The following is a 19,173-nucleotide window of genomic DNA, read 5'->3' as shown; positions in this document are numbered from 1 at the left end:
TTCATCCGGGCCGGGCAAGTGACTTTGCATAGGAACTCACTCACCCGGCCATCCCGACTGTTTCCCGCTTTCTGACAAGTGAGTTTACCCCGTTGAAATAATGGATTCTATCGCTACCTGGACATTTATTTTTTCGGCTTAATAGCGGGGGATGGGCTAGGGCTACTGGGCGCTTGTAAAGCCGCTAATTTTTTTCGCGTTGCTGGGGCCTCTTTCACAGAAAGCGCTTTCTGGAAATTGGTCCGGGCATTGACCGTGTCTTTTTGAACCACAAAGTAATCTCCATACGAGTCATAGGCGTTGAAACTGGCTGGGTAATTCGCCACATTGAGTTTAAACAAACTTTCTGCTTTTTTAAACTTCTTCTGGGAGACCATATACTGGCCCAGTTCATTGACCAGAGCCTCCGGGGGCTTCACCAGATAGCCCAACTGCCGGCTGGCGGCCCTAAAATGGGTTGTCAGTTTATCGGCTAACTGGGTATTGTCTTGCTCATAGTCTTGGTCAGTTAGCTTTAATCGGTAGGCATCAAAAATGAAATGGAGCGCGTCGTACTCGGTGATGAGTGGCACCGAACTATGGTCATCCAGGTCGTAGTATTTCCCCTGGTAGCGTAAGCCGGTTTGTCCATTGGCCTTTAGCAAATGATTCAGGGCTAAGATGGAGCGAATGTGTTTGGTCGAGCCACTCGTATCGGCCTGTACCCGTAAGGTATCCATCCCCGACTCCATCGTATTGGCAATACCCATAAACAGGACTTTGCCCGCATACGTCTGGCTGGCTATAACCTGCTTAGCGGTATTGAGCAGCTGTTGATCCGCCCACCACATACTGGGGTCTATGGACACGTAGGCGTTGAACAGGTTGGGGTGATGAATGAGCGTGTTGATGACCAGCAGCCCACCAAGCGAATGGCCGATGAATATTTTGTAAGGCTCCGTGGGATACAATGAGTCAATGTGGGGCATCAGTTCGCTTTCGATGAAGGCGGTGAATTTCTCCCCTCCACCCGAGTTCCTGCGTCGTGAACTGTCGGCCGCCGATGGAATCATGCCGCCCCCCGGTGTGGGCGTCAGATCCCGCCCCCGGTTGGTATTGGTAATCCCCACCACGATCATCTCGGGGCAAATTGTATTGCCATTGACGGAACTTAGTTGATGGATCATGCCTACCACCGAGGGGAAGTGACTCTCGCCATCCAGCAGATAGACGACCGGATAGCGTCGTTTGGATGCTGCTTCCTGTTTATAACTGTCGGGGAGATGCACCCATAGTCTACGGGTCTCATGGAGAATTTTTGAGCTCAGGCTATCCATCTGACCGATGACCATTTGCCGAGTTGGCTGGGCTAGTAGTAGCCGGGGTAAGAGGCCAAACAGGGTAAGTAGAAACCATTTTTTCATAGAGTTGAGGCAAGAAGATTGATGGGTAACGGGACACAAGCCAACGCATAAACAAGGCAAATCTGTTTGTAAGGAGGATATGGAGTAAGTACCAGCCTAGAGTTTACAGCAAGTTATTGCGAATCATAAACTTATTGCAAACCAGTTATAGTTTAGCTAAACTACGAAAAACGGTAGACTAACTACTCATGAATTATACATCTCAACAAACCCTCCCAAATGCGACGATGTGAGATTTAGGTATCTGTCATTTGGGCATTTAAAGTAGATAGGCTACCCAATTTTCAACCATTAAAGTGTCCAATGAGTCGGCCATCTTTGGCGGACCGCCAACAAGTCAGTCATCAAAAACTAATACCTGAGCGCTTAAGCTACATGATACCCTATAACAGCTTGACTTTACCCACTTTTGAGCATCAGGAAGTCAGCGATTTTAACTAAGCTTCGAGAGGCTGACAAGGCTGGATCAAAAGACCAACACAAGACTAATCCATCTTCAACGTTTTAGCTGGATTGGTTTGAGCGGCTACTCTTGAAAAATAGCCTATGGCCCCCAACGCAACGCCCACCACAACTAATAAAAGCCAACTCATTGTCCAATAACTTAACCCATTATTGAACACAAAATATGTATTCATATACACCCCAATAGCAATACCAATAGGTATCGCTAGAGTAGTTGCAATAGCTAACAGTTTGATAAAATCCTTCGCCATCAATTGGATGATGGCGAACGTAGTAGCGCCTATTACCTTTCTGATCCCAATCTCTTTAGCCCGTTTCTCTAAGCTGTACGTTAGTATACCGATGAGTCCCAAGATGGCAATTACAAAAATGACCATTCCTTCTAAGCTCATCAATTGCATTTCATGGCGAGGGAAATAACGCTCATACAGATCCGTATCAAACCAGGAGAAATTCATTTCCTGTCGGGGATGCCGTTTATGCCATAAGTTTTGCAGCTCCGTTTCGATCGATAGCCGATCACTGGCTGGATTTGTCTGTAAACACATCACTTTAAATAAAGAAGGATTGTATTGAAAAACAACGGGCTCAATCTTGCGTTCATAGTCATAATGACAAAAATTAGCCACAACCCCTATAATGGTAGCCGAAAGAGTATCCTGTAGGGTGACAAGTTTCCCAATGGCCTCCTGGTCTGAACCAAGGGCTAGTTTCTCGACCGCTTTTTGATTGACCACAACCAGGGGGGAAGCCTGCTCGCCATGACTGTGTACCAGATTGGTTCCGGCCACAAATCTCAGCCCCATATTCTGGATAAAATTATGGTCGGCGGCATAATAAAAAGTCGAATAAGCAAGGTCGCTTTGCAAGGTTTTAATCGTGGTGGGGGTAGGTTTATTGCCAAAAGTAAGCGATGTATACCCTATAGTTTGTATGTCTTTAAGGGCATTGAGGTCCGCGGCAAAGGGTTGATAGGAGTTGGCTGGCAGGTTGATATTGAGGATATGATGACGATGGTAATTTTCATTATCATTGGCCATATAGTTGATTTGATGGTAGGCATGTCCAATAAAAAATAAATAAACCAAGGCAATGGTGAATTGAACGACAATCAACGATTTTCGAAATCCGATCTTCCCAAAACTGGCGGGTGTACCGCTGCCCTTCAAGACCGTTATGGGTTGAAAGGAAGAGAGAATCAAGCTAGGTGAAGCCCCCGCGAATAAGCCTAACAATAGGTTAAAACCGAAGAAGATCAGGATTAGATAGCCTAAATGATCAATATCCCAGGTCAGCCAGGAAACATGGAGATAATTCTTGATCAACCATAAGATCCCCAGCCCAAAACTCAAAGCTATATACGAAACCAGGACGGATTCAATCAAAAATTGAAAAACCAGTTGGCTTTTAGTGGCACCGGCTACTTTTCGCACTCCAACCTCCCGGCTTCGGTTCATCGACCGAGCCAAGGTCAGATTGATATAGTTTAACGAGGCCAATAACAGGATAATGAGCTGAAAGGCGAAATTGATGGCTATACTTCGAGTATCTTGAATGTATGGATCATTTTTCAGTACCTCTTTGGCGGGCGAAATGTCGGTCAGGTTTTGCGCTTTGAAATACAGTTTCTTACCCGTTGGCACATGGATTAATCCATTAATGGTGTTGGAGGTTTTTGCCAACTGTTCAGTCAGGTTTACAGTGGTCGTTCTACTGGCTAGTTTCAAAAATGTATGTGCATTTAATTCGGCCCAGTTATTTTGTCGATTATGGTTGACTCCATAATCCGCCAGGGGCACAAAAACATCTGTTCTAAACTGCGTTTTCTGGGGGTTGAACGGCTTTAAAACCCCAACGATTTTAAAATTGCCAAGCTTAGGATGTTCCAATATCTTGCCTACGGGATTGGTATTGTTAAAAAACCACCGAGCTGTCTCTTGGGTCAAAACAATCGTATTAGGCTCGATCGGATAAGATCCTGTTTCAAGAGGAAAGTTAAACAGTTGAAAAAAAGCGAGGTCGGTATAAATTGCTTTACTGTTTTTTGTTTTAATTCCATTACTTAATGTCCAATCAAACTCTCGGACCAACGTAGTGGCATTCTCGATGCCCGCCAGATTTTTTTTGGCATAGGTAGCCAATGGCACTGGGCTCGATGCCCAGTTGGTTAGGGTACCATCGGTCTGTCTTTCATCCGTTATTACACGGACGATCCGATCTTCATCTTGATGAAAATTATCGTACTCGTAATAGTTTACGATCTGAATTAAGGCCATTAATGCGGAAGGAATAGCCAAACTTAATCCGATGATGTTAATCAAGGAGAAGAGCTTATATTTTACCAGATTTCTCCAGGCAATTTTGACATAGTTGTATACCATAACCAGCTAATGATTTAGGAATCAGGATAGCTAACGATTGTTCGTTGAAAAAGGTAATGATGAATTATTAGCAAGCTGTTTCTTTTGTGTTGTTTGGCGGGAATTGATTATAAATGGTGTATTTTGATCAACCCAAATTGTTATTGTGTGAGCCCCTGTTAGTTGGACAGATTTCCTGAAAAGGCGGCAGCCGCTGCTGTTGTGTCGTAAGTTGCCTGGGCTTCTCCCCATTTTTGCTGGGGTCCGGTCCGCTGGTGCGGAATACGCCTGGGTCGATCGAGGGATTACCTGTTGAGCCATAAAGTTGTTTGGTGGCCTCATAGATGAAGCCGGGCTGCCGGAGCAGTCAGGCCGAGCGTTTCCTTTAACCGGCGGTAGAAATTATGCTTTGGGATACAGCTGGAAAGCTGAAAATAAGTGATATGCTTTTCGGGATACTCTTTTCGGCCCTGCATACCTGAAGATACAGAAAAGGCTACTTACAATTCTTAAGTAGGGTTGTGCAACAGCCACGCCCGTTGTATGTGATCAAAACAGAGAATCTCTGCTCCCGCTGTTTTTAGATACACCCTATATCAAATTGTTATCTCATAAATCTATGTCTCATTTACAAAACCATGACTGGTATTTGCGACATTAGTTAGGATAGTTATTTCGGAAAACTGATCTTACCCATCGATACAGTCGGAACGCCCTGTCGATCACCAAATGAGGTATGCCCCCCAGCCAAACTCTCATTGGCTAATACGGCAAAAAGAACCGCTTCTTTTGCATCGCCATCTATACCCAGATCGTCAGTACGACCGAATGTACAATCAGGCAGCAATTGCCGTAGCGTTGCGGTCAGAACCGGGTTGTGCATCCCCCCGCCACTCATGTAAATACGATAGGTTTCGCCGGGAACAATAACCCGTCTGATTGAATCGACAATTGTTTCGGCACTAAACTGAACGAGTGTGGCCATCAGATCAGCCTCCGACAAGCCTATGGTTTGGCTACGCGCCTGAGCCTCCTCTACATAAGGCATATTAAAAACTTCGGGGCCGGTCGTTTTGGGAAAGGGGGCATCGAAAAACGGGTTCTTTTTCAAGGCATCAATCAGAGTTGTATTTATTTGTCCCTGTGCGGCTACCTGTCCATCTTCATCATACGGCCGATTCAGAAACTTCCGGGCATACGCATCCAGGAGAGTGTTCCCCGGCCCTGTATCGGTCGTAAAAACGGCATTGGCATCACCATCGGCTGGGAGATAGGTAAAATTGGCAATACCTCCCATATTTAACAGAATCCGGTTTTCACCAGCTTTCGAGAACATAAAGTAATCGCCATATACCGCTAATGGAGCGCCCTCACCCCCAAGTGCAATATGCTTTTGTCGAAAATCACTCAAAGTAATAATGCCGGTTGTGGCCGCAACATGGTCACCATCACCAATTTGCAGGGTAGCATTTGGGAACTTATCACGTCGATGCTGACTTTTAGGCGCGTGGTATACTGTTTGACCGTGGCTGGCGACAATATCGATCTCGACTGGCTGTATGGCCCAATTCTGGAGACATTCCAACACCATCTGACCATGCAACCGGCCAATGAATGGGTTTAGCAAACAAAGTTGTTCAAAGTCAATAAGCGATTTAGCAAAAATGGTCCGAATATCAGCTTTTAACTCCTCCGGATACGGTACCGTCGCAAATCGCTCTACGGATACAGCGGTATCTGAGCCGCTCCCGGCGATGCGGCATAACGCTACGTCAAGACCGTCGAGCGAGGTTCCCGACATGAGTCCGATGATTCTACGCTCATTTTTTTGAGCAATAGTATATAAGTGCTGTATTTGATCGTTCATAGTTAGGTAACTATCCACTAATTTTGGTTAATTCGTAAGAACGGCTGTTAATAAATGGAATTCTGGGGTAACGAGCAATTTACCTTCTTCGAAAGCATTCTATTTTCGGCATTGGGTAAACCGGTCGATGTTTTGGAAACCCAGTTTCTATCTGGGGGCAATATTAACACCGCAGCCCGTGTATTTTCGACTGAAGGTGTTTTCTTCATTAAGTGGAATCAAAGCGATGGCCATCTTGAACAGGATATGTTCGAGGTAGAAGCCATTGGGCTTGATTTACTCCGCCAGACCCATACGTTCCCCATTCCCAAAGTTGTTAGCTGCGGTCACTTCCAGGGTAAATCGTATTTGATTCTGGAATATATTGACTTCGGCAAACGCCCAAAAAACTATTGGGAAACACTAGCCCAGCGATTGGCCTCATTACATGCAAACACCCAGGCGCAATTCGGGCTGTATTTTAATAATTATATAGGTTCTCTACCCCAGCCCAATCCGCTTACTGAAAACGGCTACGATTTCTTTTTTGAACAGCGATTACTCCCGCAGGCTGGTCTGGCACTCTACAAAGAGTTACTCACAAAGCAAACCTACGACGCGCTGCTGCGACTTCGCAACCAGTTGCCCAATTTACTTCCTGACGAGCCGCCTGCTCTGTTGCATGGCGATCTATGGTCGGGTAATGTACTGGTTAATGAAGATGGCTTGCCTGTTCTGATCGACCCCGCCGTTTATTACGGTTTCCGAGAAGCAGAGCTGGCCTTCACGAAACTATTTGCCGGATTCGATGAGCGCTTTTACGATGCATATGATGAAGCCTTTCCGCTGGAAAGTGGTTTCAACCAACGTATAGCCATCTACAATTTATACCCATTACTCGTTCATGTGAATCTGTTTGGCTCTGGTTACGTTAGTGGCGTAGAACGAATATTGAAACAGTTTTAAAGTCGTTAGTCGCTTGCCATCAGTCAACAGGGGTTATTGGAATCACTGTTGACTCATGATTAGCGATTAACGACTGATAAGGTTTATGGACATTATTTCCTTTGAGCAGTTCGACCTGAACCGCCAACTTTTGAATGCGGTGGCTGAACTAGGCTACACAGAGCCCACGCCCATCCAACAAAAAACGATTCCCCTAAGTCTGGGCAATCATGATGTGTTGGGTATTGCACAAACGGGTACGGGCAAAACAGCGGCCTATTTGTTGCCTCTGCTGATGAAAATCAAGTACCCGCAGGGGTCAAACCCCAGAGCCTTGATTCTGGCTCCCACGCGCGAGCTGGTTATTCAGATCAATCAGGCTGTTAGCGAACTTGGCAAATACACAGGCTTACGCCATCTGGCTCTGTATGGTGGACTTGGCCCTAAAACGCAGATTGAAACCCTCCAGCAAGGTGTTGATTTACTGGTGGCTACTCCTGGCCGGTTTATGGATCTGTACCGCATGGGCGAAATTGTCACGAAAGATATTCGCACAATGGTCCTCGACGAAGCCGATAAAATGATGGACATGGGCTTTATGCCTCAGATTCGATCGATTTTGGAAGTGATTCCCACAAAACGACAAAATCTGCTGTTTTCGGCTACATTTGGCGGGCGAGTAGAGCGGCTTTCGGCCGAATTTCTGGAAGCCCCTATTAAAGTAGAGGTCACTCCGCAGGCCTCAACAGCCGATATGGTGACCCAGGTGCTCTACGAAGTCCCCAATTTCCGCACTAAAATCAACCTGCTGGATTACCTGATTAGCAAGGACGCGTTTCAGCGCGTTATCATCTTTGCCCGCACCAAAGGAACTGCCGAGAACATCTATAAATTTCTGGCACGCAAAGTGATAGAGTCCGATAAGATTCGGGTTATCCATGCCAACAAAGGCCAGAATACGCGCATCAATGCTATGGAAGCCTTCAAAGAGGGAAATATCCAGGTATTGGTGGCGACCGATGTAGCAGCCAGAGGGATCGACGTTGCCGAAGTTAGCCATGTCATCAATTTCGACCTGCCATTAATCTATGAAGATTATGTGCATCGAATTGGTCGTACAGGGCGAGCAAATCGATCGGGCGAAGCCATCACCTTTTTGACAATGGCCGAGGAATACCATGTACAGAAGATCGAAAAAATCATCCGCATGACCATTCCTCGTAAACCGCTTCCTCCCGAAGTCGAGGTTACGGAAACGCCTTTCGACGAGCAGCAAGCCATGCTACGGCAGATTGACGAACAACGTCGGAAAGAAGATCCCACTTTTCTGGGCGCTTTTCATGAAAAAAAAGCAAAAAATTTACCGGGTGGTAAAACAAAGTTGATCAACAAAAGTAAACAGGGCGGAACGAAGAAAACAGCCTTTTCGGCCACAGGACAGGCTTCCGGCGGTACAAGGCGTAAAGCGGGTGCATCGTCAGGTCATAAAACAGGTACGGGAAAAGGCCCTGGATCTCGGGGAGGCCGACGGTAATTTGCCTGTAATGTACTAACTTGGTTTCCCGTTTCGTTGTATCGTAACACATACCTGCGTGTAGTACATGCTTCCGATGAGCGTTCGCATAAAGCTGATACAGTGGACTTTACTTGGATTACCGTTTTTGTCGGTAGCCCAACCTAAGCAGTTCATTACATCGGCGCGTTCGGGCGATACGGTTCGGCAATCCAAATCCGAGCACGATCACACAGAAACACTGGCTCACCCGACTGAATCGACTTTAGAGCCATCGGGAGGATTGGCTATCAATACTATCCCTTTGTTTGGCGAACGGCCTAAAACTGCCGAACAGATAAGCGAAGAAATTCACTTTTTGAACGACTGCGACCGAAATTTCGCCAGCCGGACCGAAGCTAGTGAGTTCTTTGCCAATCGGGGCTGGGATTACATTGATAAGCAACAACTAGACACAGCTGCTCACCGCTTCAACCTGGCCTGGCTCCTTAACGATAAAAATGCAGATGCTTACTGGGGCTTGGGTGTAGTCTGTTACCAGAAAAACCAATTGGCTGAAGCCATTCGGCTGATGAAGAAAGGGGTTGCTGTTGACGAAAATAATACGGTGCTCATGACTGATCTGGCAACTCTGGAAATTAAGCATTACCAGGAAAAGCCGAACGAGGAAGTGCTGACGGATGCTGAAGCGAATTTGCAACGTGCGATCACCGTAAATCCGAATGCGTTATCGTATCAAAAACTTTCCGTTATCTATTATTTGAAAGCCAATTACCAGAAGGCCTGGGAGCTTTTCCACCAGGCAAGTTCGCTTGACTTCTCAGCTATCGATATCAGTTATCTCAACGAGCTTCTGGCCAAGCAACCTGATCCTAAAGGGAAGTTCAAGTAGAGACGCATCTTTGCCTCTCATGATCGGCTGGTTTTAAGCAGTGCTGTATTGCTGACGCAACATATTGTAACTCTACATTAATTCTCCGTTTCCTCTTCCTGGACCACTTTTTCTTTTGAGCGTTCATAGGTAACTTTCCCTTTTTCGTCCCACTCGGTAATGGTGTAGGATTCGAATTCGGTATCCCACTGGTTACTGGCATATTGCGTAAGTTTACGACGCATCCGACGACCTCCCGGATTTATAGGATAGTATTCCGTCCAACGACCTACTTTAACTCCATTCTCATATTTCCCTTCTTCAGCCAGCAACCCGTTTTCATGGAAGGCCATATAGGTCCCTTTAATTTTACCATACTCCATCGGGACAATCTCTTTAATCTTATGATGGGTAGAATCGTAAAAGGTCAGTTTTGATTCGGCCGGGACGCCCTGATGCCAGCGAGATTTGTCCAGCAACATAAAATGACTGTCGTACTTTTCCCAACGGCCATCTTTCATACCAGCATAATAGTATCCCTCTTCAACTAAATCGCCGTTCTGATACCGTTTATAAGGCCCATGTAATAACAACCCTGAGCCTTCATCGCGTACAATCGAGTTAGTCACACGGCCTGATTTCTGGTAATACCGATAAATGTCCCTAATATACGGTAAGGGCTTAGCGGCATCGTTATCGCGCAATATATGAAACTCTTCGACGATGGTTCGATCACCACTACCAAACTTAGTATACGCTTTTACCATCGAAAACCCTTCATATTCCGTCTTTGACTGTTTATTTTTGGATTTGCGGTCAGCTTTTAATTTTTTTAATTGCTTAACTTTCAGGCCTAAGTCGGGCATAATACCCGATATGTAAGCATCTTTTTGCTCTTTTAACGACGACATGGTGGGCAACCCCAGGGTTGTCATAGAAGAAGGTACTGAGGAAAACGGAGCAAAAGGGGACGATGCGGCTCCCGCTGATTCGAGCACAGGCTTGGATGCGGTTGTTAAAGAAGCCGGAGCTGTTTGCACTGATTGCGCCCAGCTAATCGGCAAATTTGTTACCGAAATTACCAAATTGACGATAATTAGTTTAAATTTATTCACAATCATGACAATTTGACCAATTGGAGACCTAAGTTTGTTAGTTTTGCAACGCTTTACATCATTGCAATATTTTATCAACCTGTCCACCAGACCTTCCGGTGGTTTATCTATAACGTGTACTCGTGGAAAAACAAGCTCGTATTTATGTAGCCGGACACCGGGGGATGGTCGGCTCTGCTATTGTTCGTAAACTTCAACAGGAAGGTTATACCAACATTATCTCCCGGACCTCATCCGAACTTGACTTACGTAATCAAATCGCTGTTGCTGATTTTTTTGACCAGGAGCGCCCTGAATACGTATTTCTGGCTGCGGCTAAGGTAGGTGGCATTATGGCTAATAACACCTATCGTGCCGAATTTTTGTACGACAATTTGATGATTGAATCAAACATTATTCATTCTGCCTACAAAACAGGCGTAAAGAAATTGTTGTTCCTTGGCTCGTCGTGCATTTACCCAAAATTAGCGCCCCAGCCTCTTAAAGAGGAGTATTTGTTGAGCGGCTACCTCGAAGCGACAAACGAGCCGTATGCGATTGCCAAAATTACGGGTATTAAACTATGCGAAGCCTATCGCAGCCAGTACGGCTGTAACTTCATTTCGGCTATGCCAACCAATCTGTACGGCCCGAACGACAACTACGACTTACAAGGTTCGCACGTCCTTCCAGCGTTGATACGGAAATTCCACGAAGCAAAAATCAATAATTTACCCACGGTAGAAGTTTGGGGAACAGGTTCGCCCATGCGTGAGTTTCTCCATGCCGATGATCTGGCCGATGCCTGCTTCTACTTAATGCAACATTACAGCGACGAACTGTTTGTGAATATCGGAACGGGTGAAGATGTGACGATAAAGGAATTGGCCGAGATGGTTAAAGAAACGGTCGGTTACGAAGGTGAACTCCGCTGGAATACCGATAAGCCCGACGGAACGCCCCGCAAACTGATGGATGTGTCGCGGCTTCACGCAATGGGCTGGAAACATACAACCGAATTAAAACAAGGCCTTGAACTAACTTACCAGGATTTCCTGGCCAACGAGGTGCTGTATGTCGAGTAGAGACGCGATCCCTCGCGTCTCATTACCGAAATGTTTTGTGTCAAATGATTTGCTGACAGAGAGGAGACGCGAGGGATCGCGTCTCTATAGTTTTGCGGCAGGGTTTCCGAAAACCGTTGTCCCGGCACCCACATCTTCTACAACTACTGAGCCCGCGCCAATACGCGCGTTTTTGCCGATTGTTACACCGGCCACAATGGTGGCGCCTGTGCCAATAAAAGCCCCTTCACCAACAGTTACTCCACTATTGACTACACTTCCTGTACCGAGTTGAACATAGTCCCCGATTTTAGCCTGACTTTCAACGATGGCACCCGACTGAATAATACAGTGCTGGCCAATCTCAGTATACGGGTTAATAACAGCACGAGCGGCAATCAGATTGCCATGACCAATGCTTGCCAGCGCTGATACAATAGCCGTATCATGAATAGCATTAACGGGCTGTACCTTGCGTCGTTCGTTCAGCATCTTCACCAGGCGCTTACGCACGCGCACATCGGCAATAGCCACAAAGGCTTCGCACTTTTGTCCAATCAGTTTCAGAAAACCGTCATCATCGGTTTCACCCAGCACGGATACATCGCCAAACTCTTTACCGTGTAGGGTCTTATTATCGTCAAGCAAACCATAGACGACTACATTATTGCGTTGAAACAAGTCTAAAGCGGTCACGCCCAGGCTTCCTGCTCCTAAAATTAGCACTGGATTCTCCATTTACTGCGGTTTATTATGTCAATGTGAATAACTATTCCAATAACGCACTAATCTTGTCAATTTGGTAACAATCCCATAAATCCCAAGTCATATAGCATGGTTAACTTCGTCCATGCAACCAGGTACGCAATTCCGAACGATTGTTCTTTCCGACATTCACCTTGGCACAGCCGGTTCGAAAGCGAAAGAAGCCACCGAGTTTCTGCGAAATTACTCGTGTCAGAAGCTCATTCTCAATGGCGACATCATCGACGGCTGGCAGTTGAAACAGTATGGTACCTGGAAGAAAAAACACACTGCTTTCTTTAAAACGGTTTTAAAACAAATCGTTCACTACAATACCAAAGTTGTTTATCTGCGCGGGAATCACGATGATTTTCTGGATCAGGTGATGCCTTTAAAAGTGGGAAAAAACTTCTCCATCCGCAAAGATTACATCCTGAATTCGGGCAATAAGAAATTTTACGTAACGCATGGCGACGTGTTCGATTCAGTTACGTCGCAAATGAAATGGTTAGCTTATCTAGGGGATTTAGGGTATACGTTTCTGCTTTGGGTAAACAAGTTCTATAATAACTACCGCACCTGGCGTGGACTGCCCTACTATTCCCTCTCGCAGCAGGTTAAATCACGTATAAAAAAAGCCGTCAGCTACATCTCCGATTACGAACAAAAGCTGACCGAACTAGCCCGCGCTCGTCATTGCGATGGGGTCATTTGTGGGCATATCCACCAGCCTGCCATTCGTGAGTTCGACGGAATTCTTTATATGAACTCAGGCGACTGGGTCGAATCGCTTAGTGCACTGGTTGAAGACCACGAAGGCCAGTGGAGCTTACTGTATTATACATCTGATCTAGGCGAAGATGACGAACCGATTCAAGCCGTAAAGCCTGTCGGTCAGCCTTTTCAGCTCACAGTAAAGTCCATGTCGGCTTAACGACAGTCATTCTGACGCAGAGACTTATAGGAACCTAACTATTTACAGATCGTAATTTATACTTCATGCGGGTTTTATTTATAATACAAGGCGAAGGTCGTGGGCATTTAACACAAGCCCTTTCACTCCATCAAATGCTGAAACAGGCGGGGCACGACGTTATCGGCGCTATTGTTGGCGTAACAGCCGAACGGGACGTACCTACTTTTTTCAGCTCGGCTTTTACGGCTCCGGTCACGCCAATTTTTAGCCCTGGTCTGGTGTATAATGCGAAGACGAACGCGCTTGAGCCCTTCAAAACAACGCTGAAAGCCATCAGGACCATACGGCCATTCTGGCGTAGTCTGAAGCAGGTTCGCGCCATGATCGAAACGCATCAGCCTGATGTAGTGGTCAATTTCTATGAAATGCTGGGTGGTATGACGTACGCCCTGTTGCGCCCATCGGTACCTATGGTGTGTATCGCCCATCAGTACATGGCTTTCCACACTAATTTTCAATGCCCCAAAGGGCAGTGGTTCTACCGACAGGCGTTTAAAATCAATACCCGGCTCACTTGTTTCGGGGCCAATGAACTCTTGGCCCTATCCTTCGATAAACAGCCCGATGAACCTAACCAGCGTGTGCGGGTAGTCCCTCCTCTGCTTCGGCAGGAAGTTACGGAGTTGAAACCCACCGAGGGCCATTCGCTGCTGGCTTACGTTACGCAACCAGGCCTTAAAACTGAGTTGTTAAAAGCTCACGAACAGCACCCCGAAATCCCTATGGATGGTTTCCATTCGGGCGCTACCCTACCCGACCAGAAAGTTGACGACACGCTCACCTTTCATGCCATCGATGGAAAGCGTTTTCTGGAATTTATGGCCCATTGCAAAGCGATTGTGACAACGGCCGGGTTTGAATCGGTTTGTGAAGCAGCCTATCTTGGCAAGCCTGCTCTCATGATTCCGCAGGCCAATCACTATGAACAAGCCTGTAATGCGATCGACGGCCAACGGGCGGGCGTTGGTACAGCTTCCAGCCGATTCGATCTGGATAAACTGATCGACTATTTACCGAAGCATGATGTAGCCGTTAGCGAACAGTTCCGTGCCTGGCATGCACAAGGATATTTCATGTTTATGGCTGCCCTTAACCGGACTCAGATGCCTGCCAGCGGTCCCTCGGGTGGTTTTTTCTGGACACGAATGCGACACCTGCTTCGCTAATTTCTTATAACCTAATCAGCCACTTACTGCCATTGCCATCTGTTTAGATCGTTTTCTGGTAATAAAACTGTAACGGATCGGGATATCGATAAGGGTAGTGGATTGCCTGGAGGAGCTTGGCGGGGCTAATTAGTTTGTAAGGAACAGGTTCAGCAGGTTGGACAAAGGTTGGCAATGCATACTCAAATTCGGCGCAGCTTTTCCGATAAATAGCTTCCCGCGTTGGATGAATAGGGGCTACGGCATTGAACGTCCCCCCTACTCGATTGCCTATCAGTTCACACAAAATACCCACAGCATCATCACGGTGTAGATAATTGACAGGAACATCGCCAGTATCGACGGTTCGCCCCGCAACGTATTTACCGGGAATGCGATCGTAACCCATTAAACCTCCACAACGCAGGATCGTAACTACTCGCTCTTCTGCTTTTTCAAGTGTCTGAACAAGTTGTTCAGCCCGAACCAGCCCGGGAGCAGCCGATTGATCAGGGAAGAGTACATCCTCCTCAACAACCTCACGATTTAGTTCTGGGTACACCGACGTAGAGCTAACGTAAATAATATGCTTTAGGAAAGAGCTCTGTAGCGCATCGGCTATATATTGAATCTGAACTGGATGGAAATTATCACCTAATTTTCCTGCTTTGGGTGGTATATTGATCACCAGCGTATCGGCATCCAGCAAGCCATGTAAGTCCCCGATTGGCTCTGGGTTGAGCTGGAGTTCATAAGCGGCAATAGCTTTCTGTTTTAACGCCGTTACTTTTTCAGCCGACGTTGCGCTTCCCTTTACCGAAAAACCTTCATTCAGCAAACGCTCAGCCAGTGGCAGTCCAAGCCAGCCAAGACCAATGATTGATACGTTTTTTACGGACATACTCAAAAACCTATACCAAAACTCAACGTCCGCACATCGGGGCCTTTGCCGGTCTGGAAAAGCGGGCTCATATCATATTTAACAAAGAAATCCAGGCTTCGAATACCTAAATGAGCCATTAATCCATACCGAAAATTATTCAGATAAAAATCGGAATGACGACGGTCTTTACCGCCATCGGCTTCTTTGATCTTCCGGTAGCTGTCCAGTCTATAATTAGCGTACCCTCCAAGACCGATATGACATACTTTTTTGCCACTGCTGTTGTAAAAGGTTACGCGGGGTACCACAGGAATACCGATTGTACAAACCGTCAGCTTACTTTTTTGTAAATCACGACCTGCATCTGGAAATTCTACGGTTGTAGTTCCTTTTTGGACAATGTTATTCCCTTCAAACATAAAGTTGTTCCAGGCCAATTCTACACCATAATACAGCTTGAGGGAAGCGTATTTACCTCGAATGATCGTTGGCATAGCCCCTACCGACAATGCTACATAACGCGAACCGATGGGGCGTAAATCGTAACCATCTTCGGGGAAAGCGGTCATTGATTTCTCCTGAATAAAATTATTCAATCCAATGCTAAAATTGTAGTCAAAGCTTCCCTTGTCCCTGTCGCGTCGCTCACGTCGTTCTCGTTCGTAATCACTATCGCGCTTTGACGTTCTTTGTGTCGAATCCGTTTTCCCGTTAATAATAACCGTAACTCCATCACTTTTTTTGGTGACCACCAGTACAGTGTCTTTCAGGTAGCGATCTCCATCTTGCGAAATACGCGTTTGGCCACCGGGCACGGAATCGAGCTTCATACCCATTTCCCGCACAATTTTATTCAGATCGTAATTCGACAGAGCCTGAATAGCGGCTTTATCAGGCGCATAAATAACCAGTCGGGTGCGATTGGCAAACCGGATCACCAGCGAATCGGTCGGACTCATTGGCTTTGCTTGTACAAGCGAAGCCAGTAGACTCGTCGCTACCGCCACTACTGTAAGTAGTACTTTATTCATTGCTTACTAGATTTATCTTTATCGAGGCTGTGTTTAAGGCCACTATAGGCCCGGCCTAAGAGTCCACGGTCTTCACTGCTCGAATTATCGTTATCGCGCCGAGCAAACAGTTCACCTTCTTTAAAGCGTTTTACCTGCTGCCATAAACCGGTTGCTTTAGGATCTTTCTCCTGCTTTTCAGAAGAAGCTACAGTTGCTTTTTCTTCAACTGATGCTTTCGCAGCCTGACGCGCAGCAACCAAAGCCTCAGGCTCTGCAATTGTCACAACCAATACCCGCTCAGCCGGAGCCGTAGGTTTGGTGGTTGGCTTGACGTCGGCTACTTGCTCAGACCCAGTTGGCTTCTCTATCGACGGAGTAGTGTTAACATCCTGTTTGGTAGGCGTTTCAACTGGTTTGTTCTGTGCTAAAACAGGCTCTTGAGCCGTCGAGGGAGTAAACTTTGTGTTGGGTTTATAGCCGTTAACAGGTTGCTGAACCGGGCGATCTGCCTGCTTTACCTGGACAGCAGGTTTTTCAACAAGGGCTACTTGGCCTTCCTGTGTAGGCAGACCCGATTCGGTAGTCTCTGCTTCGCTTGATGTTGATTGGCCCTCTTCCGTATTTTCCGTTATTCCAGGCTTTGGACTGACTTCCTGATGAGCTGTTTGTTTACGGGGTCTATTAGTCGCCACCTGACTTTCTCCACCTGTCGACTGAGTACCTGTTGGCCAGTAAAGCCAGCCAAATAAACTGACCAATACCAAGCAAGCGGCAGCCGCCATATACCGTTGTATGGTCGGATTTTGCCAGAATACGACCCGTGCTTCAGGTGTACGCTTGCCCATACGTGCCTGTAACCGCTCGAAGCCATCGGCACTCGGCGGCAATGACATATTGCCTAGTTTCCGGGCAAATAAGTCATCGATTGGCTGTTTTTCCGACTGATTTTTCATAATATTCGCCTTGCCCAGACCATTTACGCTGAGCGATCTCCTGTTCTAATTTCTTTACATTCGCCTGCAACAGCATTCTTGCCCGACTTAACTGTGACTTCGATGTACCTTCCGAAATGCTTAACATATCAGCAATTTCGGCATGACTATAGCCTTCGATGGCATACAGGTTAAAGACTGTACGATATCCGTCGGGCAATTGATTCACCATTCGTAATAAATCATTTTCATTGACGGCAGTATCGGCCCATGCATAGTCTGGCTCAACGGTAACGTCGTCGATTGAAACTTCCTGACGCCATTGTTTATTTTTTCGCAAAAACATCAGTGATTCCGTTACCATGACCCGCCGAATCCACCCCTCAAAGCTCCCATCCTCCCGAAACTGCTCAATTTTCTCAAACACGCGCATAAACCCATCGATCATTACCTCTTCGGCATCGTCCCGGTTGGCGCAATAGCGCGTGCATACGGCTAGCATTTTACCGGCATACCGCTCGTATACGACCTTATGGGCGCGGCTTTCCCCACGCTTCAAGGCAGCAATCAACTGCGCTTCGGTCGTAAAAAACGGTATAAGTCGGAGCATAATCGTTTAGGTTCGTTGAGAAGATGCAAATTACTTATAAGCGGGTTGCATGACCAGGTAAAATTTTCTGAAAAAATTCCCTAACAGCCCAAGACTTTCCTATTCGCGGTCAACGAGTGCCAGTATTTAAACTAAAAAAGGGCCTTCAAAGCCCTTTTATGTACTTGATCCCGGCTACGTAATGAAGCCAGATCACGCGTGATATTCGAAAATTAATTGGCGCTATGACAACCATTAACGGGGCTATAATCGATGCATATACCCAGCCTTCAGGATCGCCTGCCAGATAGAATAATAGGAATCCTGCCACCAAAGCTACGCCACCTGAAATAGCATAGCTAACATACATGGCTCCGATAAAATAACCCGGTTCTACTTCGTAACGCAAGCCACAATGTGGGCAATGCTCATACATGTCGTCGAAGCCGCGTAACGAATAAAACGGTTTTCTGAAAATTTTCCCCTTTCTACACCTGGGACATAGCCCGCTTAATGCGGCCTGCAATTTCGAGACGTCTTCCATGCTCCTGTTTACTATTCCGATACCACAGATAGCCAATCGAAGCAACAATGAGGTAAGGAGCTAATAATAAATATAAAATGCCAAAATTAAGGTTTGACGCCACAACACTCCGGCCATTGCTGACCGTACTTTCAACCGTTCCGCGACACATAGCGCACTGAGCCATTAAATCGGGACTAGCTACAATATATAACATTGCTAGTATAAGCCAAACTTTCCAACTTTTCATATTTTTTGCCAATTAATGAAGGTAATAAGGCTTGATCATTAAATACACAATAACCCCTGTTATACTAACGTACAGCCAGATTGGATAGGCATATTTTACAGTCTGTTTATGCTTCAGAATCTGACCGCTGAGGGCAAAGTAAACGGCCCGTAGTACAAACCACACAACCACTACAGAAAGTACAATGTGTGAGATCAACAAAAAGTAATACACCGGACGAATCCAGCCCTGTCCTCCGTAAGGTGTTGAGTCGTTTGTCAGATGATACAACACATAACTTACCAAAAACAGCGATCCAAGGGTAAAAGCCGTCAACATTGTAAGCTTGTGGGCCTGTATATCTTTCTGTTTGATGAAATAAAGACCGAGCAGCAGTAATACCGACGTTACAGAATTGATGACTCCATTAATATGAGGCAAATAAGACGTCCAGTTACCTAAGTCGACCTTCTGACGAATGCCCAACAGCACAGCTACAGCCACTGGAATGGCGATAGCCAGCACATTAATGACTCGATTTGCTTTTTGCTCCTTTACAGGTTGCAACACTTCCATAA

The 19,173-nt window shown here is 46.3% G+C and carries 17 protein-coding genes; 6 read left to right on the top strand and 11 right to left on the bottom strand.

The window, feature by feature from the left end:
* Nucleotides 1-125: 125 nt before the first annotated feature.
* From B5M13_RS01380 to B5M13_RS01370, 3 genes are all read right to left on the bottom strand, one after another.
* Nucleotides 126-1,403, bottom strand: coding sequence for an alpha/beta hydrolase (locus tag B5M13_RS01380; RefSeq protein ID WP_080053958.1), 1,278 nt, complete (start codon nt 1,401-1,403; stop codon nt 126-128).
* A gap of 485 nt (nt 1,404-1,888) precedes the next feature.
* Nucleotides 1,889-4,249 (bottom strand): ABC transporter permease, encoded by a 2,361-nt coding sequence (locus tag B5M13_RS01375; protein WP_080053957.1) that lies wholly within the window; start codon nt 4,247-4,249, stop codon nt 1,889-1,891.
* Between the two features lie 649 nt (nt 4,250-4,898).
* Entirely contained in the window at nt 4,899-6,095 is a 1,197-nt protein-coding gene (locus tag B5M13_RS01370) for an anhydro-N-acetylmuramic acid kinase (RefSeq protein ID WP_080053956.1), read from the bottom strand.
* A gap of 54 nt (nt 6,096-6,149) precedes the next feature.
* On the opposite strand from B5M13_RS01370, the gene B5M13_RS01365 reads away from it, so the two are divergent.
* The 3 genes from B5M13_RS01365 to B5M13_RS01355 all read left to right on the top strand — a co-directional run bounded on the left by B5M13_RS01365 (nt 6,150) and on the right by B5M13_RS01355 (nt 9,424).
* On the top strand, nt 6,150-7,040 hold the full coding sequence (locus tag B5M13_RS01365; protein WP_080053955.1) for a fructosamine kinase family protein: 891 nt from the start codon (nt 6,150-6,152) through the stop codon (nt 7,038-7,040).
* A gap of 85 nt (nt 7,041-7,125) precedes the next feature.
* On the top strand, nt 7,126-8,553 hold the full coding sequence (locus B5M13_RS01360; protein WP_080053954.1) for a DEAD/DEAH box helicase: 1,428 nt from the start codon (nt 7,126-7,128) through the stop codon (nt 8,551-8,553).
* 76 nt (nt 8,554-8,629) lie between these two features.
* Nucleotides 8,630-9,424, top strand: coding sequence for a tetratricopeptide repeat protein (locus B5M13_RS01355; RefSeq protein ID WP_080053953.1), 795 nt, complete (start codon nt 8,630-8,632; stop codon nt 9,422-9,424).
* Nucleotides 9,425-9,501: 77 nt separating this feature from the next.
* On the opposite strand, the gene B5M13_RS01350 is transcribed toward B5M13_RS01355, so the two are convergent.
* A complete protein-coding gene (locus B5M13_RS01350) occupies nt 9,502-10,338 on the bottom strand; it encodes a toxin-antitoxin system YwqK family antitoxin (RefSeq protein WP_245859671.1) in 837 nt (278 codons plus the stop codon).
* A gap of 302 nt (nt 10,339-10,640) precedes the next feature.
* On the opposite strand from B5M13_RS01350, the gene fcl reads away from it, so the two are divergent.
* Nucleotides 10,641-11,582 carry a GDP-L-fucose synthase gene (fcl, locus tag B5M13_RS01340; protein WP_080053950.1) on the top strand — a complete coding sequence of 314 codons (942 nt, stop codon included), beginning with the start codon at nt 10,641-10,643 and terminating at the stop codon, nt 11,580-11,582.
* Between the two features lie 84 nt (nt 11,583-11,666).
* Here the strand turns inward: fcl and B5M13_RS01335 are convergent, their stop codons facing one another.
* Entirely contained in the window at nt 11,667-12,299 is a 633-nt protein-coding gene (locus B5M13_RS01335) for an acetyltransferase (RefSeq protein ID WP_080053949.1), read from the bottom strand.
* 112 nt (nt 12,300-12,411) lie between these two features.
* Here B5M13_RS01335 and B5M13_RS01330 point away from each other — a divergent pair, with 112 nt between their 5' ends.
* Complete coding sequence (locus B5M13_RS01330; RefSeq protein ID WP_080053948.1) at nt 12,412-13,239, top strand: UDP-2,3-diacylglucosamine diphosphatase; 828 nt, start codon at nt 12,412-12,414, stop codon at nt 13,237-13,239.
* Between the two features lie 65 nt (nt 13,240-13,304).
* A complete protein-coding gene (locus B5M13_RS01325; RefSeq protein ID WP_080053947.1) occupies nt 13,305-14,447 on the top strand; it encodes a glycosyltransferase family protein in 1,143 nt (380 codons plus the stop codon).
* 43 nt (nt 14,448-14,490) lie between these two features.
* Here the strand turns inward: B5M13_RS01325 and B5M13_RS01320 are convergent, their stop codons facing one another.
* The 6 genes from B5M13_RS01320 to B5M13_RS01290 all read right to left on the bottom strand — a co-directional run bounded on the left by B5M13_RS01320 (nt 14,491) and on the right by B5M13_RS01290 (nt 19,171).
* Nucleotides 14,491-15,327 carry an NAD(P)-binding domain-containing protein gene (locus B5M13_RS01320; RefSeq protein WP_155297155.1) on the bottom strand — a complete coding sequence of 279 codons (837 nt, stop codon included), beginning with the start codon at nt 15,325-15,327 and terminating at the stop codon, nt 14,491-14,493.
* 2 nt (nt 15,328-15,329) lie between these two features.
* Nucleotides 15,330-16,340 (bottom strand): outer membrane beta-barrel protein, encoded by a 1,011-nt coding sequence (locus tag B5M13_RS01315; RefSeq protein WP_080053946.1) that lies wholly within the window; start codon nt 16,338-16,340, stop codon nt 15,330-15,332.
* Nucleotides 16,337-17,275, bottom strand: coding sequence for a hypothetical protein (locus B5M13_RS01310; protein WP_080053945.1), 939 nt, complete (start codon nt 17,273-17,275; stop codon nt 16,337-16,339). The genes B5M13_RS01315 and B5M13_RS01310 overlap by 4 nt, the downstream gene beginning before the upstream one ends.
* Complete coding sequence (locus B5M13_RS01305; RefSeq protein ID WP_080053944.1) at nt 17,241-17,864, bottom strand: RNA polymerase sigma factor; 624 nt, start codon at nt 17,862-17,864, stop codon at nt 17,241-17,243. Before B5M13_RS01305 ends, B5M13_RS01310 begins: the two co-directional genes overlap by 35 nt.
* A gap of 145 nt (nt 17,865-18,009) precedes the next feature.
* Nucleotides 18,010-18,252, bottom strand: a complete 243-nt coding sequence (locus tag B5M13_RS01300) for a hypothetical protein (protein WP_245859667.1) — start codon at nt 18,250-18,252, stop codon at nt 18,010-18,012.
* Between the two features lie 376 nt (nt 18,253-18,628).
* Nucleotides 18,629-19,171, bottom strand: a complete 543-nt coding sequence (locus tag B5M13_RS01290; protein ID WP_080053941.1) for a DUF420 domain-containing protein — start codon at nt 19,169-19,171, stop codon at nt 18,629-18,631.
* Between the last annotated feature and the right edge of the window lie 2 nt (nt 19,172-19,173).

It is taken from the genome of Spirosoma aerolatum (genome assembly GCF_002056795.1).
Lineage (GTDB): Bacteria > Bacteroidota > Bacteroidia > Cytophagales > Spirosomataceae > Spirosoma > Spirosoma aerolatum.
The sequence above is the reverse complement of the archived record's forward strand: the minus strand, read 5'-3'. Positions and strand labels throughout refer to the sequence as shown.

Bases quoted from the DNA above. Each gene is read 5' to 3' on its own strand.
- B5M13_RS01315 (WP_080053946.1), bottom strand. From the start codon at position 16,340: ATGAATAAAGTACTACTTACAGTAGTGGCGGTAGCGACGAGTCTACTG.
- B5M13_RS01360 (WP_080053954.1), top strand. From the start codon at position 7,126: ATGGACATTATTTCCTTTGAGCAGTTCGACCTGAACCGCCAACTTTTG.
- B5M13_RS01350 (WP_245859671.1), bottom strand. From the start codon at position 10,338: ATGACAACCCTGGGGTTGCCCACCATGTCGTCGTTAAAAGAGCAAAAA.
- B5M13_RS01325 (WP_080053947.1), top strand. From the start codon at position 13,305: ATGCGGGTTTTATTTATAATACAAGGCGAAGGTCGTGGGCATTTAACA.
- B5M13_RS01335 (WP_080053949.1), bottom strand. From the start codon at position 12,299: ATGGAGAATCCAGTGCTAATTTTAGGAGCAGGAAGCCTGGGCGTGACC.
- B5M13_RS01310 (WP_080053945.1), bottom strand. From the start codon at position 17,275: ATGAAAAATCAGTCGGAAAAACAGCCAATCGATGACTTATTTGCCCGG.
- B5M13_RS01290 (WP_080053941.1), bottom strand. From the start codon at position 19,171: ATGGAAGTGTTGCAACCTGTAAAGGAGCAAAAAGCAAATCGAGTCATT.
- B5M13_RS01370 (WP_080053956.1), bottom strand. From the start codon at position 6,095: ATGAACGATCAAATACAGCACTTATATACTATTGCTCAAAAAAATGAG.
- B5M13_RS01320 (WP_155297155.1), bottom strand. From the start codon at position 15,327: ATGTCCGTAAAAAACGTATCAATCATTGGTCTTGGCTGGCTTGGACTG.
- B5M13_RS01355 (WP_080053953.1), top strand. From the start codon at position 8,630: ATGAGCGTTCGCATAAAGCTGATACAGTGGACTTTACTTGGATTACCG.
- B5M13_RS01375 (WP_080053957.1), bottom strand. From the start codon at position 4,249: ATGGTATACAACTATGTCAAAATTGCCTGGAGAAATCTGGTAAAATAT.
- B5M13_RS01365 (WP_080053955.1), top strand. From the start codon at position 6,150: ATGGAATTCTGGGGTAACGAGCAATTTACCTTCTTCGAAAGCATTCTA.
- B5M13_RS01330 (WP_080053948.1), top strand. From the start codon at position 12,412: ATGCAACCAGGTACGCAATTCCGAACGATTGTTCTTTCCGACATTCAC.
- B5M13_RS01380 (WP_080053958.1), bottom strand. From the start codon at position 1,403: ATGAAAAAATGGTTTCTACTTACCCTGTTTGGCCTCTTACCCCGGCTA.
- B5M13_RS01305 (WP_080053944.1), bottom strand. From the start codon at position 17,864: ATGCTCCGACTTATACCGTTTTTTACGACCGAAGCGCAGTTGATTGCT.